The sequence below is a fragment of the Streptomyces sp. NPDC047017 genome (assembly GCF_040644175.1).
In the GTDB taxonomy this organism is placed as follows: Bacteria; Actinomycetota; Actinomycetes; order Streptomycetales; family Streptomycetaceae; genus Streptomyces.
Genome location: NZ_JBEYVW010000018.1, coordinates 126959 through 143790, shown reverse-complemented (window position 1 = coordinate 143790; position 16832 = coordinate 126959). Strand labels below are relative to the sequence as shown.

At 71.3% G+C, this 16832-nt stretch carries 14 protein-coding genes; 11 read left to right on the top strand and 3 right to left on the bottom strand.

Annotated elements, in window-relative coordinates:
• Positions 1-218: 218 nt before the first annotated feature.
• The 4 genes from ABZ858_RS27685 (at position 219) to ABZ858_RS27670 (ending at position 5126) form a co-directional block, all read left to right on the top strand.
• The gene (locus tag ABZ858_RS27685; protein ID WP_361384144.1) at positions 219-3464 is read left to right on the top strand and encodes a nitrate- and nitrite sensing domain-containing protein; all 3246 of its coding nucleotides are present in this window, start codon (positions 219-221) and stop codon (positions 3462-3464) included.
• A gap of 10 nt (positions 3465-3474) precedes the next feature.
• A complete protein-coding gene (locus tag ABZ858_RS27680) occupies positions 3475-3888 on the top strand; it encodes a roadblock/LC7 domain-containing protein (protein ID WP_361384141.1) in 414 nt (137 codons plus the stop codon).
• Positions 3889-3985: 97 nt separating this feature from the next.
• Positions 3986-4555, top strand: coding sequence for a DUF742 domain-containing protein (locus ABZ858_RS27675; protein ID WP_361384138.1), 570 nt, complete (start codon positions 3986-3988; stop codon positions 4553-4555).
• The gene (locus ABZ858_RS27670; RefSeq protein WP_361384135.1) at positions 4536-5126 is read left to right on the top strand and encodes an ATP/GTP-binding protein; all 591 of its coding nucleotides are present in this window, start codon (positions 4536-4538) and stop codon (positions 5124-5126) included. Before ABZ858_RS27675 ends, ABZ858_RS27670 begins: the two co-directional genes overlap by 20 nt.
• Before the next feature lie 127 nt (positions 5127-5253).
• On the opposite strand, the gene ABZ858_RS27665 is transcribed toward ABZ858_RS27670, so the two are convergent.
• The 3 genes from ABZ858_RS27665 to ABZ858_RS27655 all read right to left on the bottom strand — a co-directional run bounded on the left by ABZ858_RS27665 (position 5254) and on the right by ABZ858_RS27655 (position 9658).
• Entirely contained in the window at positions 5254-5451 is a 198-nt protein-coding gene (locus ABZ858_RS27665; protein WP_361384132.1) for an acyl-CoA carboxylase epsilon subunit, read from the bottom strand.
• A 57-nt stretch (positions 5452-5508) separates the two neighbouring features.
• Entirely contained in the window at positions 5509-7104 is a 1596-nt protein-coding gene (locus ABZ858_RS27660) for an acyl-CoA carboxylase subunit beta (RefSeq protein WP_361384129.1), read from the bottom strand.
• Positions 7105-7255: 151 nt separating this feature from the next.
• Complete coding sequence (locus tag ABZ858_RS27655; protein ID WP_361384126.1) at positions 7256-9658, bottom strand: polysaccharide lyase 8 family protein; 2403 nt, start codon at positions 9656-9658, stop codon at positions 7256-7258.
• Positions 9659-9841: 183 nt separating this feature from the next.
• Here ABZ858_RS27655 and ABZ858_RS27650 point away from each other — a divergent pair, with 183 nt between their 5' ends.
• From ABZ858_RS27650 to ABZ858_RS27620, 7 genes are all read left to right on the top strand, one after another.
• Complete coding sequence (locus tag ABZ858_RS27650; protein WP_361384123.1) at positions 9842-10480, top strand: YceI family protein; 639 nt, start codon at positions 9842-9844, stop codon at positions 10478-10480.
• A gap of 119 nt (positions 10481-10599) precedes the next feature.
• A complete protein-coding gene (locus ABZ858_RS27645) occupies positions 10600-12294 on the top strand; it encodes a sigma-70 family RNA polymerase sigma factor (protein ID WP_361384120.1) in 1695 nt (564 codons plus the stop codon).
• A gap of 210 nt (positions 12295-12504) precedes the next feature.
• On the top strand, positions 12505-13746 hold the full coding sequence (locus ABZ858_RS27640) for a helix-turn-helix domain-containing protein (protein WP_361384117.1): 1242 nt from the start codon (positions 12505-12507) through the stop codon (positions 13744-13746).
• A 247-nt stretch (positions 13747-13993) separates the two neighbouring features.
• Complete coding sequence (tgmA, locus tag ABZ858_RS27635) at positions 13994-14254, top strand: putative ATP-grasp-modified RiPP (RefSeq protein ID WP_361384114.1); 261 nt, start codon at positions 13994-13996, stop codon at positions 14252-14254.
• 5 nt (positions 14255-14259) lie between these two features.
• Positions 14260-15219, top strand: coding sequence for an ATP-grasp ribosomal peptide maturase (tgmB, locus tag ABZ858_RS27630; protein ID WP_361384111.1), 960 nt, complete (start codon positions 14260-14262; stop codon positions 15217-15219).
• Positions 15216-16376 carry an ATP-grasp peptide maturase system methyltransferase gene (gene tgmC / locus ABZ858_RS27625; RefSeq protein WP_361384108.1) on the top strand — a complete coding sequence of 387 codons (1161 nt, stop codon included), beginning with the start codon at positions 15216-15218 and terminating at the stop codon, positions 16374-16376. Before tgmB ends, tgmC begins: the two co-directional genes overlap by 4 nt.
• A 90-nt stretch (positions 16377-16466) precedes the next feature.
• A complete protein-coding gene (locus ABZ858_RS27620; protein ID WP_361384105.1) occupies positions 16467-16826 on the top strand; it encodes an ASCH domain-containing protein in 360 nt (119 codons plus the stop codon).
• The last annotated feature ends 6 nt before the right edge of the window (positions 16827-16832 follow it).

Genomic DNA, 16832 nt, shown 5'->3' with positions numbered 1-16832 from the left:
CTCTGTTTGACCGTTTTATCTGGGACTTACATCACTTCGAATCAGTGGATTCCACTGTTTGGAAGAGCACATGTCGGCGTGCTGGAATGCCTGAACTGCCCCATGGTCGCGGACGTACTCACCAGTACTGACGTCTACTGACGTCGCCCGCGACGCGTCGGGCTCTGAGACACTGCGGCACGAGGTCAGGTGCCGGCCGCCGAGAGGTTGTTGGTCGAGTGAGGCGAAGCAAGAACGGTCCTGAGCCGTCGGCCCGGGGCAACTTCACCCCGCCGCCGCGCGGCGCGGCCCCCGCACACGTGCCCGGATCGGAGCCGTCGGCCGCACCCGCTCCCAGCGGCGGCCGCTTCTCCCCGCGCAACTGGCGGGTGCCCACCCGGCTGAACGCGATCCTGCTCATACCCGTGCTGGTCGGCCTCGTCATGGGCGGCTTCCAGGTCAAGAACTCGATCGACACCTGGCAGGACGCCCAGGACGCCGAGCACACCGCCCGCCTGGTGCGGGCCTCGCTGATCTACGCCAACGCCCTCTACAACGAGCGCGACACCACGGCCGCCCCCCTGCTGGAGGGCAAGGGCCAGAACAACGCGACCGTCGTGCAGGCCCGCCGCCAGACCGACCAGGCCGCCGACGCCTTCGACCAGGCCGCCGGGAACATGCCGCACAAGGCCGGCCTGGAGCGCCGGCTCAAGCTGTTCCGGGAGACCGAGCCGCAGCTCCAGTCGCTGCGCCTGGCCGCGTACACCTCCAAGCTGAACGGTGTGCAGACCGAGGAGGGCTACATCCAGGTCGCGCACCCGCTGATGGAGTTCGCCAACGAGCTGGGCCTGGGCACCGGCAACATCACCTCCTACGGCCGTACGGTCTACGCCATCTCGCTGACCAAGGCCGCGCTGTCGCTGGAGCGCTCGATCGGCATGCACCTGCTGATCAAGCCCGGCCCGGACAGCGGCAACCTGGCCAGCCAGCGCATCTCGCTCTCCTCCTACGCCTACCTGGAGAACATCGCCATCGAGGAGTACCTCGGCGGCGGCACCCAGGCCGACGCGGACAAGCTGGACGCCGAGAAGAAGGACATCCAGACCCGGGCCGCGGCCATGGCCGAGGACGCCAAGGCGAAGGACCCGGACTACGTGGCCCCGCCCACCGACCCGCAGAAGATGGTCACGGCGCTCGCCACGCTGAAGGGCACCGACTCCGCCGAGCGCCAGGATCTGGTCGCCAAGGGCATCACCGCGCAGAACTGGTGGGCCGTCAACACCCTCAAGTTCGACGCCTACGGCAAGATCGAGTCGGACATGGCCGACACCGCCGTGAACGAGGCGGCCGGTATCGCCGACGACGCCAAGCAGTCGGCGTTCATCACCGGTGCCGTGGTCGTGATCGCCCTGCTGGCCGCGTTCATCCTGGCCGGCCTGGTGGCCCGCCAGATGAGCCGCTCCATGCGCCGGCTGCGCAGCGCCGCCTTCGACGTCGCCGAACAGCGCCTGCCGATGCTGGTCGACCAGCTCTCGCGCACCGACCCGGGCCGGGTCGACACCCGGGTCGCGCCGATCCCGATCACCTCGACCGACGAGATCGGCGAGGTGGCCCGCGCCTTCGACCAGGTGCACCGCGAGGCCGTCCGGCTCGCCGCCGAGCAGGCCCTGCTGCGGGGCAACATCAACGCGATCTTCACCAACCTCTCGCGCCGCAACCAGTCGCTGATCGAGGGCCAGCTGACCCTGATCACCGACCTGGAGAACAACGAGGCCGACCCGGACCAGCTGGAGAACCTCTTCCGCCTGGACCACCTGGCGACCCGTATGCGCCGCAACGGCGAGAACCTGCTGGTCCTCGCCGGCGAGGAGCCCGGCCGCCGCTGGGACCAGCCGGTCCCGCTGGTCGACGTGCTGCGCGCCGCCTCCTCCGAGGTGGAGCAGTACGAGCGCATCGAGCTGTCCGGCGTCCCGGAGGCCGAGATCCACGGCCGCGCCGTCACCGACCTCGTGCACCTGCTGGCCGAGCTGCTGGAGAACGCCACCACGTTCTCCTCGCCGCAGACCAAGGTCAAGGTCACCGCGACCCGGCTGCCGGACGGCCGGATCATGATCGAGATCCACGACAAGGGCATCGGCCTGACCGCCGAGGACTTCGCCGACATCAACCACAAGCTGGCCAACCCGCCCACCGTGGACGTGGCGATCTCCCAGCGCATGGGCCTGTTCGTGGTCGGCCGCCTCGCCGACCGGCACGGCGTCCGGGTCCAGCTGCGCCCCTCCGGCGAGCAGGCCGGCACCACCTCGCTGGTCATGCTGCCGGACGTCATCACCCACGGCGGCGGCGGCGAGCAGGCCGCGGGCCGCGGCGACTTCTCGGTCCCGCAGATCATCCCGGAGCAGCAGTTCCCGGAGCCGGACGCCGGCCGGCTGCCGCCGCCGCGCACGGCCGCCGAACTCGGCTTCGACGACAGCCGCTACACCGAGGTCCCGGACGACATCCGGGAGCTGGACCCGGTGGGCCGCTCGCTCCAGCGCGAGGAGCGCCGCCCCTCCCCGGAGGACCGGACCGACGCCCCGCAGGCGCCCGCGCCCGCCGCGTACACCGACGAGCCCACCGGGCAGCAGCAGGCGTACGGCTCCGGGCAGGCGGCCTACCCGGAGCAGCCGGGCGGCTACGACCGGCACCCGCAGACGGCGTACCAGGACCAGCGGCAGACGGCGTACGACCAGCAGGGCCCGCCGTCCTACGACCAGGCGTACTACGCGCCGGACGGACAACTGCCGCACCACGGCTACCCGGCGGGCGCCGGCTACCCGGGCGCCACCGGCTACGCGGAGTCCGCCCCGCAGGGACACACCGACGGGCAGGCCGCCGTCGCGGACCCGTACGCCGGTTACCAGGAGCAGCCGTACCAGGACGACTGGCCGCAGCCGGACGCCTATCACAACGGCTACGCCGCCCCGTACGCTCCGCAGGCGGAATCCGCGCAGGCCGCTGACGTGAACGAGGCCCACCGCGTAGGCTTCGACCGGCCGGAGCCGGACTCCCCCACCGCCCACGGGACGACCGACGCCGGGCTGCCCCGCCGCGGTTCCCCCGGGAGCGGCGCGAACGGCACCCGGTCCGCGCACCGGGAGACGCCGGAGCCCGCCCCCCAGGGCAAGGGCGCAAGCGGCTGGCGTTCGGCCAACGACGAGCGGTGGCAGCAGGCGTCGGCGCTCAAGAAGCCCAAGGCGGGCGGGGTCACCTCCTCCGGCCTGCCGCGGCGCGTGCCCAAGGCCAATCTGGTTGAGGGCACCGCGGAATCGACTCCGCAGGGCGGCCCACAGGTCTCCCGCGCCCCCGAGGACGTCCGGGGCAGGCTGAGCAACCTGCGCCAGGGCGTCCAGCGGGGACGCACCGCGGGAAGTGAAAAGAACGGTCAGGCCACAAGGAATGAACACAGCAGTGGCTCTGACAGCACCTACAACCAGGAGCGTTAGTGTGAGCCCGATGAGCCAGGCGGCACAGAACCTGAACTGGTTGATCACCAACTTCGTGGACAACACCCCCGGGGTGTCCCACACCGTGGTGGTCTCCGCCGACGGACTCCTTCTGGCGATGTCCGAAGGCTTTCCCCGCGACCGCGCCGACCAGCTCGCGGCCGTCGCCTCCGGTCTGACCTCGCTGACCGCCGGTGCCTCGCGCATCTTCGAGGGCGGCAGCGTGAACCAGACGGTTGTGGAGATGGAGCGGGGATTCCTGTTCATCATGTCCATTTCCGACGGTTCGTCACTCGCGGTGCTCGCCCACCCGGAAGCGGACATCGGTCTCATCGGGTACGAAATGGCCCTTCTGGTGGACCGGACGGGCACGGTCCTCACCCCGGACCTCCGCGCGGAGCTCCAGGGCAGCCTGCTCAACTGAAGGACGGACAGTGCGTTCTGCCGTCCCGGGGCCGTAAGGTTTCGGGACGCGGCTTCCACATGGCTGGGTGCCCGGCGCGGTCGGAGGAGGAGAGAGAGTGGCAACACCCCCAGGCGGTTCGTCTTCGGGAAACTGGTCCTACGGCCCGGCCCGGGGTCATGGCGACGGTTCCATGAACCCGTACGCCTACCCCTCCACCCCGCACCACCAGCAGCCGTACGCGCCGCAGGGCCCCGGCCCTTCGCCGTACGACCAGCCGTCGGCGCCGCGCATCCAGCCGGTGCAGCCGCAGCGACGCGCCCCCGAGCCGACGCCCGCCGCGGCGTCGAACCCGCTGGTCCGCCCGTACGCCATGACGGGCGGCCGCACCAGGCCGCGGTACCAGCTCGCCATCGAGGCCCTGGTGCACACCACCGCGCAACCGCACCAGATGCAGGGCCAGTTGCCCGAACATCAGCGGATCTGCCATCTGTGCCGCGAGATCAAGTCGGTGGCCGAGATCTCGGCCCTGCTGACGATTCCTCTCGGCGTGGCCAGGATCCTCGTCGCCGACTTGGCGGAGGCGGGCCTGGTCGCCATCCATCAGCCCGGCGGCGACGAGAACGCCGGCGGCCAGCCAGACGTGACACTGCTCGAAAGGGTGCTCAGTGGACTTCGCAAGCTCTAGCGGAGGGCCGGTTCCTCAGAGTCGCTCCACCACCTCCGCGAAGATCGTGGTGGCGGGCGGCTTCGGCGTGGGCAAGACCACGTTCGTCGGCGCCGTCTCGGAGATCAACCCGCTGCGCACGGAGGCCGTCATGACGTCTGCTTCGGCGGGCATCGACGACCTCACCCACACCGGGGACAAGACCACCACCACGGTGGCCATGGACTTCGGCCGTATCACCCTCGACCAGGACCTCATCCTCTACCTGTTCGGCACGCCCGGCCAGGACCGCTTCTGGTTCATGTGGGACGACCTGGTGCGCGGCGCCATCGGCGCGGTCGTGCTGGTCGACACGAGGAGGCTCGCCGACTGCTTCCCCGCCGTCGACTACTTCGAGAACAGCGGACTGCCGTTCGTCATCGCCCTCAACGGCTTCGACGGCAACCAGCCCTACAACCCGGACGAGGTCCGCGAGGCGCTCCAGATCGGCCCCGACACCCCGATCATCACCACCGACGCCCGCCACCGCGCCGACGCCAAGTCGACACTGATCACCCTGGTGGAGCACGCGCTGATGGCGCGGCTGCGGTAGTCACCGGGCACACCGGTCGGCCGGACACGAAGAAGGGCCCCTCCGCGCGGAGGGGCCCTTCTTCGTGTCTTCTCCTCGTGCGCTGTCCGCGGCCGTGACGCGGTGTGCACGGCCCTGCGGGGTGGCTCTAGCCGTGCCAGCTGCGCGGGGTGCGAAAGCCGTTCTCGCGCTCCAGGCGGCGCCAGCCGGCCTTGGGCCGGCCGCGGTGGGCCGGGGCGGTGTCGGCGGGGCGGGCCGCGGCGCGGGCGAGGAGCAGCGCCGTCAGGGCGGCGACCTCCTCGGGCTCGGCGTGACCCTTCTCGACGCGGATGTCAGGGATGTCCATGGGTGTCAGTCTCCGTGGCTGAGAGGTCCGCGGGATGACCGCGGTGCGTCCACTGGGTTACTGCGGCGGGTTGCCGTGCTTGCGGGAGGGCAGGTCGGCGTGCTTGGAGTGCAGCATCGCCAGCGACCTGACGAGGACCTCGCGGGTCTGGGACGGGTCGATGACGTCGTCCACCAGGCCGCGCTCGGCCGCGTAGTACGGGTGCATCAGTTCGGCCTTGTACTCCTTGACCATGCGGGCGCGCATGGCCTCCGGGTCGGCGGCCTCGGCGATCTGGCGGCGGAAGATGACGTTGGCCGCGCCCTCCGCGCCCATCACGGCGATCTCGTTGGTCGGCCACGCGTACGTGAGGTCGGCGCCGATCGACTGGGAGTCCATGACGATGTACGCGCCTCCGTACGCCTTGCGCAGGATCAGCGAGATCCTGGGCACGGTCGCGTTGCAGTAGGCGTACAGCAGCTTCGCGCCGTGCCGGATGATCCCGCCGTGCTCCTGGTCGACGCCGGGCAGGAAGCCGGGGACGTCCAGGAAGGTGACGATCGGAATATTGAAAGCGTCACACATCTGGACGAAACGCGCAGCTTTTTCGCTGGCCTCGATGTCCAGGACACCGGCCAGTACCTGGGGCTGGTTGGCGATGATGCCGACGACCTCGCCGTCCATCCGGGCGAGCGCGCAGATGATGTTCCGCGCCCAGCGCTCGTGGACCTCCAGGTACTCGCCGTCGTCGACGATCTCCTCGATGACCTTCGTCATGTCGTACGGCCGGTTGCCGTCGGCGGGGACGAGGTCGAGGAGCGCGTCGGAGCGGCGGTCGACGGGGTCGCCGCCCTCCGCGCGGGGCGGGTTCTCCCGGTTGTTCTGCGGCAGCAGGGAGAGGAGGTAGCGCACCTCGGCGATGCAGGTCTCCTCGTCGTCGTAGGCGAAGTGGCACACGCCCGACGTCTCGGCGTGCACATCGGCGCCGCCCAGTCCGTTCTGCGTGATCTCCTCGCCGGTGACGGCCTTGACCACGTCCGGACCGGTGATGAACATCTGCGAGGTCTCGCGGACCATGAACACGAAGTCGGTGAGGGCGGGGCTGTAGGCCGCGCCGCCCGCGCACGGGCCGAGCATCACGCTGATCTGCGGGATGACACCGGACGCCTTGGTGTTGCGCTGGAAGATGCCGCCGTACCCGGCGAGCGCGGAGACGCCCTCCTGGATGCGGGCGCCCGCGCCGTCGTTGAGGGAGACCAGCGGGGCCCCGGCCGCGATGGCCATGTCCATGATCTTGTGGATCTTGGTGGCGTGGGCCTCGCCGAGGGCGCCGCCGAAGATCCGGAAGTCATGGGCGTAGACGAAGACCGTGCGGCCCTCCACCGTGCCCCAGCCGGTGATGACACCGTCGGTGTACGGCTTCTTGGCCTCCAGGCCGAAACCGGTCGCCCGGTGCCGGCGCAGTTGCTCGACCTCCTGGAAGGACCCCGGGTCCACGAGCAGCTCGATCCGCTCGCGCGCGGTCAGCTTGCCCTTGGCGTGCTGGGCCACGGTCGCCTTCTCGCTGGGCCCCGCCACCGCCTGCGCACGCAGCCCGTGCAGTTCGGCGACCCGCCCGCGCGCGTCCGTCGGCTCGCCGGTCGGCTCACCCGTCGTCTCTTCCAAAACGGTCATGTAGCGACTCTACGAAGGACACCGAGGAATGCGAGCCGTCGACTCCGTACAGTCTCCGGCCCGTTTTCCTGGTACCCCTGAACAGAACCTCAGCGTCTTGCAGCCATTCCGACTGCTCAGAGGGGATCCGCGTTGTAGAGGTCGCACAAAGTCAGCGGGCGAGAGCCACCTCACATTCGTGGGTGGCACATGCCTTCCCCGGAGTGACGCGCAGACCCAGATGGGGGCCTCGGCGGACCACCTCGACACTGTCGTCGGCGCGCAGCACCCGGCGTACGGGGTGCTCCCGGGTGTCCCAGGCGATCTCCAGCTCCTCGCCGGTGCGCGCCGGCTCGCTCACACAGAGGGTAGCGGTACGGCCCCGCCGGCGGACGAGCACGCTCGCGCCGGCGGAGGCGGTCAGCGGGCCCGCCGTGCCGGCCCGCCAGAAAGTGGCGGCGAGCAGGCCGAGCGAGGGCACGGCGACCGCCTGGCGGCCGGCGTCGTTGGCCAGGACCGTCATCCAGTGCCGGTCGGCGGCGCGGGCGGCGACGGCGCGGCGGGTGGCGCCGGGCAGGAGGACGTAGGCGTAGGCGGCGCCGGCCGGGTCGGTGCCGTGGTCGAGCCAGAGGGTCTGCCAGCGGCGGGTGCGGCGCTCGGGCGAGCCGCCGGTGTTGATGTCGGCCCAGGCGCCGGTGCGGTCCTCACGCAGGGTGCGCAGCTCCTGGTGGCCGGAAATCACCCATCCGCCGTGGCCCTCCAGGTGTGCCCAGCCGTGCCCCCGTACGAACGCCTGCCCGCCGTTCTCGCCCAGGTTGCGGTTGTCGACGACCGTCTCGACGGGCACGCCGTCGGCGCAGGTGATCCCGGCGCCCAGGCAGATGACGGCGTCGTCGGCGCAGAACCAGGACTTGCGGGCATCGAGGGTGGAGCCGAGCCCCTTGAGGTGCTGGCCGATCGCCGCGTACGTGCCGTCCGTGGTGCCGCCGACCCAGGCCGCATCGGGCCGGGCGGCGCCCCACTCGCCGCCCGCGCCGTCGGCGAGGCGCTTGGTGGACACGGTGGTGCCGGGCAGCCGGTACCAGTCGACGGTCGGCCAGAACCAGTCCGTGTACTGGTCGGTGGGCCGCCCCGCCGCCCACCACAGGACCATGCCGGCGCCCGTGTGCCAGCCGCGCGGGTTCTCGCCGTTGCCGCACTCGTAGTAGGCGATGCGGTCGCTGCACAGGGCGAGGTTGGCGGTGAAGCGGGGGCGGCGGTGGACCGCGCGGTCCATGGCCGGAAAGAGACGGTGGCCGAGCGGTTCGGGCGCGGCGGGGACCGGGGCGGCGGCGACCGCGTGCAGCCGGGCGAGGTCCGCGATGTCGAACTGGGGTGCGGTCAGGGCGGGGGTGACGGTGTCCCGTGCGATCCAGCCCTTCACCCGCGCCTGCCAGCGCTCGCGCTCGGCCGGGCTCGCGGCCTGTGCGAGCAGCGCCACGGCGGCGATCAGGGCCTGGCCGTGGAAGTGGTCGGAGCGCAGGACGTGCGAGTCGTCGCCGGTCTGGTAACCCCGGCTGATGGCACGGCCGTTGACGCTGTCCATCACGAGCCCGTCGTGGATGAGCGGGGCGTAGGCGCGCTCGACGCTGTCGAGGACGTTCTGCCGGGCCGGGTCGGTGACCTCCCAGGGCGATCCGGCGAGCAGCGCGAGGAGCCGGCCGAGCCCGTCCAGCATGACCTGCCCGTACGTCCCCGAGTAGGCGATGTCGGTGTGCTGGACGAACGAGCCGTCGGCGTAGAGCCCGTCGCCGGTGGTGACGTACGCGAAGACCGGCGAGAGCGCGTCCCGGGCGAGCGCGATCTTCTCCGGGGTCCGGCCGAGCACGCCGCGCAGGGCGACGCCGCGGCACAGGTCGACGCGGTTGGCGCCGGTGGAGGTGCCCGAGTAGTCGCGCAGTACCGCGTCCGGGACGAAGTGGTCGACGGCGGCGCAGGCGGCGGCGAGTCGCGCGTCGGTGAGGTGGTCGTGGAGGGCGGCCGCGATGTCCATCAGCGGGCGCGGGCTGCCGATCTGCCACTCCCACCAGTTGCCGTAGGGGGTGGTGGCGGGGTGGTAGACGGTGGCGGAGAGGTGGTCGAGGCCGCGCAGGACACCGGCGAGGAGGTCGGGGTCACCGGTGCTGCCGGTGCCGGGGCGGACGTAGGCCAGGGTCATCGCCCACAGGCGCAGGTAGCTCGCCGTGATGCCGGAGGGCGGGTCGAAGGGCAGTTTTGGCCACAGGGAGGCGGGGGCCGGGGCCATGGTGTCCCGGTAGCCGCGCGCGAGCCGCCCGGTCGCGGCGAGCCGGGAGGCGTAGGGCTCGGCGGCCGGGTCGTACCCGGTGCCGAGGGCGAGGGTGAGCCAGCGGGCGCGGAGGGTGTCGTAGGGGTCGTCGGACGCGGCGGGGGCGGGGGCGGCCGTGGCGGGGGTGGGGGCGGCCGTGGCGGGGGTGGGGGCGGTGGCCGCGAGGAGGGCGGCGCTGAGGAGGACCGCGCGGCGGGTGGGCCGTACGAAGGCTCGGGGGTCGGGTTTCCCTTGCTGATGCTTCGTCATGGGGACTGGCTAGCGGCGGAGGGGCGGCACGTCAACGGGGCGGCCTGGTGGTCACTGGGTGTGACCAAGAGAAAACACAGCGGATAATGTTGAAAGTCGAACAGAATGGGTCTACGGTCGTGGACATCAGAACTGGTTGAACCTTCAACTTCAATCGGGAACTCTCGCCCCAAGGAGCATGTGATGGGCATCTTCGGCCGCAAGAACGACACCGGGACCACGGCGACCGCCGCCACGACCGCACCGACCCCGGCCCCGGCCCCGGCCGCGGTGAACCCGCAGCTCGCCGCGCTGACCGGCGCGTACACCATCGACCCGGCCCACTCCACGCTCGGTTTCGTGGTGCGGCACGCCATGGTCACCAACGTCAAGGGCAAGTTCACCGACTTCACCGGCACCCTGCACCTGGACGGCGGCGACCCGGCGAAGTCCACCGCCTCGCTCGACGTCGTGACGGCCGGCATCGACACCGGCTCCGCGGACCGCGACGGTCACCTGAAGAGCGCGGACTTCTTCAAGACGGAGGAGTTCCCGGCGATGACCTTCCGCTCCACCGGCGCGCAGGCACTGGGCGGCGACGACTACCGCGTCACCGGCGACCTGACCCTCCTCGGCGTCACCAAACCCCTCACCATCGACCTGGAGTTCAACGGCGCCGCCAAGGACCCCTTCGGCAACGAGCGCGTCGGCTTCGAGGGCAAGGCGGAGATCCTGCGCTCCGAGTGGGGCCTGACCTGGAACGCGGCGCTGGAGACGGGCGGCGTCCTGATCTCCGACAAGGTCAAGCTGAACTTCGACATCTCGGCGATCCGGCAGGGCTGAGCCCTCTCGGGCACCGCACGGAGAACTTTCTCGCGGGGAACTGTTATTCGACCCCCCTCCCTTGGTCTCCCAGGCATCGGACATCATCGACCGACGTCAAGGGACGGGGAAGTTCTCCTATGAGCACACAGCACTCGGTGGACCCGGCGGCACTGGTGACCGCTGCCCGCGCGGGGGATCCGGCGGCTCAGGACGCGCTGGTCAGCGCATATCTGCCGCTGGTCTACAACATCGTGGGCCGGGCGCTGAACGGTTCCGTGGACGTGGACGACGTGGTGCAGGACACCATGTTGCGCGCCCTGGACGGGCTGGGCGGGCTGCGTGACCCGGAGAGCTTCCGGTCCTGGCTGGTGGCGATCGCGATGAACCGGGTCCGGGCCCACTGGCAGGACCGGCGGGCCGCGCCGGACGCCGTGGAGGAGGCGGGGGACGTCGCCGACCCCGGCGGTGACTTCGTCGACCTCACCATGGTCCGGCTGCAACTGTCCGGCCAGCGGCAGGAGACCGCGCGTGCCACCCGCTGGCTGGAGCCGGACGACCGCGCGCTGCTGTCCCTGTGGTGGCTGGAGTGCGCCGGTGAGCTGACCCGGGCGGAGGTCGCGGACGCGCTGAAGCTGAGCCCGCAGCACACGGCGGTGCGCGTCCAGCGGATGAAGGCGCAGTTGGAGGCCGCGCGGGTGGTCGTACGGGCCCTCGACGCGCGCCCCCGCTGCACCGAACTGCACGGCCTGCTGGCGGGCTGGGACGGCCGACCCTCCGCGCTGTGGCGCAAGCGAATAGCCCGGCACGCGCGCGAGTGCGTGCGCTGCGCGGGGCTGTGGAGCGGGCTGATGCCCGCCGAGGGGCTGCTGGCCGGGCTGGCGCTGGTGGCGGCGCCGGTCGCGCTGCTGGCGCGGCTGCGGCCCGGCATGTCCGCCGCGTCCGCCGCATCCCCCGCGTCTCCCGGGGGGTTCGACGGGGTGCCCGTCGCCTCCGCTTCACCGGCGGCCGAGGGCGGTGGCCGGGGTGCGGCGCGGCACCGTTCGCGCGGCGGGCAGGGCGGGGGCCGGGGCACCGCCCGGGACGCCGCGCGCCGTCGCCGTCGCACCCGGCGGCGCGTCGTGGGCGCGGCCGTCGTGGCCGCCTGCCTGGCGGGCGGCGGCCTGTGGCTCTTCGGCGACGGCCCGGGCTCGGGTACGGGTACGGATACGGACGAGGGCGCCACGGCGGCGGACCGGGCACCCGTCACCCCCGTCACCGGCCTCGCCGCCCCCGGCACCCGCACGGACGGCTCCCCCTCGCCCACACCGTCGGTCTCACCCTCCGCCACCCCCTCGAAGAGCCCGAGCGCCTCCAAGAGCCCCAGCACACGGGCGAGTACGCCCCCGCGTGCCCCCAAGGAGCGGCCACGCCCGCCGCACACCGCCGCTCCCCCGGCGCAGCCGGCCCCGGCGGGCACGGTCGCGCAGGTGCTCGCCCTGGTCAACAAGGAGCGCGCGAACGCCGGTTGCGGCCCGCTCACCGAGGACCCCGAGCTGGAGGCCGCCGCCCAGGGCCACTCCGACGACATGGCCGCCCGCGACTTCTTCGACCACACCAACCCCGACGGCAAGGACCCCGGCCAGCGCATCACCGCGGCGGGCTACACCTGGTCCACCTACGGCGAGAACATCGCCCGCGGCCAGCAGACCCCGGCGTCCGTCATGGACTCCTGGATGCACAGCCCCGGCCACCGCGCCAACATCCTCAACTGCTCCTTCAAGAACCTCGGCGTGGGCGTCCACAAGGGCTCCGGGGGGCCGTGGTGGACGCAGGACTTCGGGGCGCGGATGTAGTCCCCTGCCGTGCTCCGACTCCGCCGGCGCCTCCGGCTCGCGGACCTCGCCGCACCCGCTCTCGTGCACCTCGACCCGGTGCTTTCGCCCACGCGGCCCGGCCTCATCGCCGGCTGAACGGAAGCAGGCCCGAAGCCCCTCCACCCTTACAGGAAGGGGGCTTTGGGCCTTCCTGCTCGTCGTACGCTGGGATGCGGAGGGTGGTGACGCATGTCGGACGAACTCGCACACAACGTACGACGCTACCGACGGGCGAAGGGGCTCAGCCAAGAACAGCTCGCGCAGCGCTCCGGCCTTTCGGTCGGGCCGGTCCGAAGGATCGAGCAGGGCGACGACAACGTCCGCATGGAGACCCTTCACTGCATCGCGCGAGGGCTTGGCGTGCAGACCTCGGACCTGATGGCGGCCGGCCCGCCCGAGCCGGTCAGGCACGACGACCCGAACAGTCAGAACCTGCGTGAGCTGCGTATCGCCCTCACTCCCGTGCTCAGCCTCGGCCCGGCCGGCGCCCCGGCCGGCGAGGAACCCGACCTGCGCCGCCTGCGCCGCATGACGTACGACAACTCCGTCCTCTACTTCAACGACACGTACCAGAGCGTCGCTGCGGATCTGCCCACGCTCATCAGGGCGGCGAACGACGCGGTGGCCTACTACGACTCCGGTGACCAGCGTGCGAACGCCCTGGTCGAGCGCTCCAGGGCGCTGAACCTGGCGGGACGGTACTTGACGCAGATCAGGCAGTTCGATCTCGCTCACGCGGCGGCCAGGGGGGCCATCGAGGACGCCAAGGCGGCGGGGAACAACCTCGTCGCGGCGTCCGCTGTCGGCGGGATGTGCTGGCTGCTCGTACGGACTGAGCGGTTCGACGAGGCGGAGGACATCGCGGTCGCGACGATGGACATCGTCGAGCCGAAGATCATGGGTGCTGCCCCGGACGAGTACGCGACGTGGGGCGGCCTGGCGATGGAGGCCGCGGCCGCGGCCGCGCGGAACAACCGCCCGAAGGAGGCCGAAGCCCTGCGCAAGGCGGCCGGCACTGCCGCGAAGGCTGTGGGCAGGACGCACAGGAACCTGCTGCGCCACTGGTCGATGTTCGGCCCCGTCACAGCCGCCATGAAGGAGCTTGAGGACTTCATGATCGCGGGCGATGCCCGGACCGTGGTCCGCAAGTCCAAGGAGGAACCGACCCTCCAGGCGAAGCACTGGGAACAGCTCGGCGGCCCGAGCACCAACGACGGCAACCGCTACCGGCTCGACCTCGCTCGCGCCCACGTGCGAACCGGTGACGCGACCCTCGCGATGGAGGAGCTGTCGCACCTCGATGAGACAGCGCCCGAGTGGTTTCGTCACCAGGCGTCCGCCGCGATCACCTTTGAGGAGATCACCAAGAAGCGCAGGACTCTCACGACGGACATGCGCGAGGTGGGCACTCACCTGGGTGTTTTCGCGTAACTACACTGCTTCCGTGCAGTTCTGACGTCCCGTTCGACAAAGTGCACCGGCACGCGCCTGGTGGCCTGCCGTCGCTGACCGTAACTTCGTGGTCATGGAAGGTCACGATGAGCGCGGCAAGCCGGGTGCTGCGGGGACTCGGGCGGTGAGCGGGCCGGCCTCGCCCGGGAGCTTCGTTCCCCCCGCGGCCTGAGCGGGACCGTTCCTTCGTCAGCACGCACCGTTCCCTCTCGCATGAGGAGTATCCGTGACGACTTCCACCGAGCGGCTCACCGGCGGCCGCCCCTGGGCCGCCGGCCGTCTCGCGCCCTACCCGACCATCATCCGGCGCCCGCACGCCACGGTCACCGTCGACCCGGTGACCCAGCTCGGCGTGTTCCGCGACCGCGACGGACTGGTGGTCGAGATGGGCAAGCACGGCACCAGCTCGGGCACCGAGACCTCGACGACCACCAACTCCGACTCGGCCAACGACCAGGGCCACGACCAGGACAGCAACCAGGACTGATGGCCATGACCGAGAAGAGGCCGGTGTTGGTGATCACCGAAGCGGACGACATCACCGCGGACATGGTGATCACCGAACTCAACCGGCGAAAGGTGCCGGTGGTTCGCTTCGACCCCGCCGACATCGGCGCGGGCCTCACGGTCTCGGCTCGGTTGGGCACCCACCCGGTCCGGGTGGCCGGGCAGGTGCGCACCCCGTCGAGGTCCGCGCGCCTGGACGACATCCGGTCCGTGTACTGGCGCCGCCCCCGCTGGCCCGGCTTCACCCATCTCGGCGACGACGACGCACGGTTCGCCGCCGCGCAGGTCCGGCACGGCCTGGGCGGCATCCTGTACTCGCTCGACGGCCCGCTGTGGGTGAACCACCCCCTCCGCAACGCGGCGGCCGACTACAAGCCCGCTCAGCTCGCCGTCGCCCAGCAGCTCGGGCTCGTGATCCCGCCGACGCTCGTCACCAACGACCCGGACGAGGCCCGGAGTTTCCTCGTCGAGCACGAGCACGTGGTCTTCAAGACGCTGCGCTGGACGCCGTACCGGCGTGACGGCGTACCGGTGACCGGATGGGCCGAGCCCGTCACGCCGGCCGAGATCGACCAGAGCGTTCGCGTCACGCCCCACCTCTTCCAGGCGCGCGTGCCGAAGGTGGCCGACGTGCGGGTCCTCGTGGTCGGCCGGCGCCTGTTCGCGGTCCGGATCGACTCCGGCCTGCTGGACTGGCGCAGGGACTACTCCGCCGCCCGCTACAGCGTGGTCGACCTGCCCGGCCAGGTGAGCAAGGCCCTCCTCGGCTGCCTGGACCACTACGAGCTGGTGTCCGGCAGCTTCGACCTCGCCCTCGACGAGTACGGGGCCTACTGGTGGCTGGAGCTGAACCCCAACGGACAGTGGGGATGGCTGGAGGAGAACACCGGGCTGGAGATGTCCGCCGCCTTCGCCGACCTGCTCACAGAAGGACACGCCGCATGACCGAATCCGCCGAGGAGCGACGCCGCCTCGCCGCCCTGCTGACCCGGGACGGGGTTCTCACGACCCCATGGCTGCGCGCGGCCGTCGAAGCCGTCCCGCGCGACCTGTTCCTGCACCCTGGCGTCTTCCTCCCGGAGGGCGGGGGCAAGTGGCGGCCGGTCACCGCGGTGGGGTCGGACCCGGACGAGTGGGTGAGACTCGCCCACAGCAACCAGACCTTGACCACCCAGCTCGACGGCCACGTGACCGCCGACCGGGTCAGCGAGCCCGTGACCGGTGTGCCCACGTCGTCGTCGACCATCCCGACCACCGTCGTCGACATGATCGAGAAGCTCGGCATCGAAGACGGGCATCGGGTGCTGGAGATCGGCACGGGTACCGGATACTCCACGGCCCTGATGTGCCACCGCCTCGGCGAGGACAACGTCACGACGGTCGAGGTCGACCCCGAGGTGGCGTCGCGGGCGGACGCCGCGCTGGAAAAGGCCGGCATCTCGACGTGGACCGCGACCGGTGACGGCCTCCTCGGTCACCCGCGCAACGCGCCGTATGACCGGGTGATCGCCACCTGCGCCGTCCGTCGCGTCCCGTACACCTGGGTCCGCCAGACCAAGCCCGGCGGCATCATCCTCAGCACCGTGGGTTCCTGGCCGTACGGCACCGGCCTCGCCAAGGTCACCGTGGACGAGGAAGGCAACGCTCACGGCGGCGTCATCGGCCGGTCCTCGTTCATGCAGGCGCGGGCGCAGGCCGTGGTGCCCGTGTCCGGTGACCTGTCCGCCCGGACCTGCTACGCGGACAGCGAGCGGGAGGCGAAGGTCCCGGTGCGCCTGCTGGACGAGTGGATGCCGGCCTTCCTCGTCCAGCTCGCGGCGCCGGGGGCGCACCTCGTGCGCGCCACCGCGCACGATGGCCGGCCGCTGCTGTACCTGTTCGACCCCGACCGCGAGTCGTTCGCGGAGTTCATCGCCGGCGATGGCACCTGGACGGTTCGCCAGGGCGGCCCCGTCCCCCTGTGGGACCGCGTGGAGGAAGCGCTGCTCGCCTGGCGGGCGGCCGGGTGTCCGGGCATCGAGACGGTGCGGCTCACCATCACCAAGGAGTCGCACTCCTACTGGATCGACACGGATCTGCACTGGGAACACCGCCTCGACTGAGCAGTGAGGTCGTAGTTCCTGAGAGCAAAAAGGTGGGGATGCGTAGAGGTCCCGTCCTCACCTCCTCCCCCACCACCTGGAGTGAGTTGCTTGACCGGGTCGCCGGCTGAGCGGGAGCTGCATCTCTACCGCCGGTACTTCGATCTCGTCGCCTCGGGGGCCAAGACAGTCGAGGTGCGTGTCAAGTACCCGCGCCTCGCCGACCTCGCCGCCGGGGACATCCTCCGCTTCCGGATCAGGGGCACGGAGGAGATCTGCGAGGTGAAGGTCAAGCGAGTCACCGGGTATCCCTACTTCGAGGCCCTGCTCGACGGCGAGGGAGCGGCCGACGTGAACCCGACCGCCACCCGCGACGAGCAGCTCGCCGGCATCCGGGCCATCTACCCGCCCGAGAAAGAAGCGCTCGGCGCGCTCGCCATCGAGGTGGAGCGGACGCGGGAGCACGGCTGACGCCGG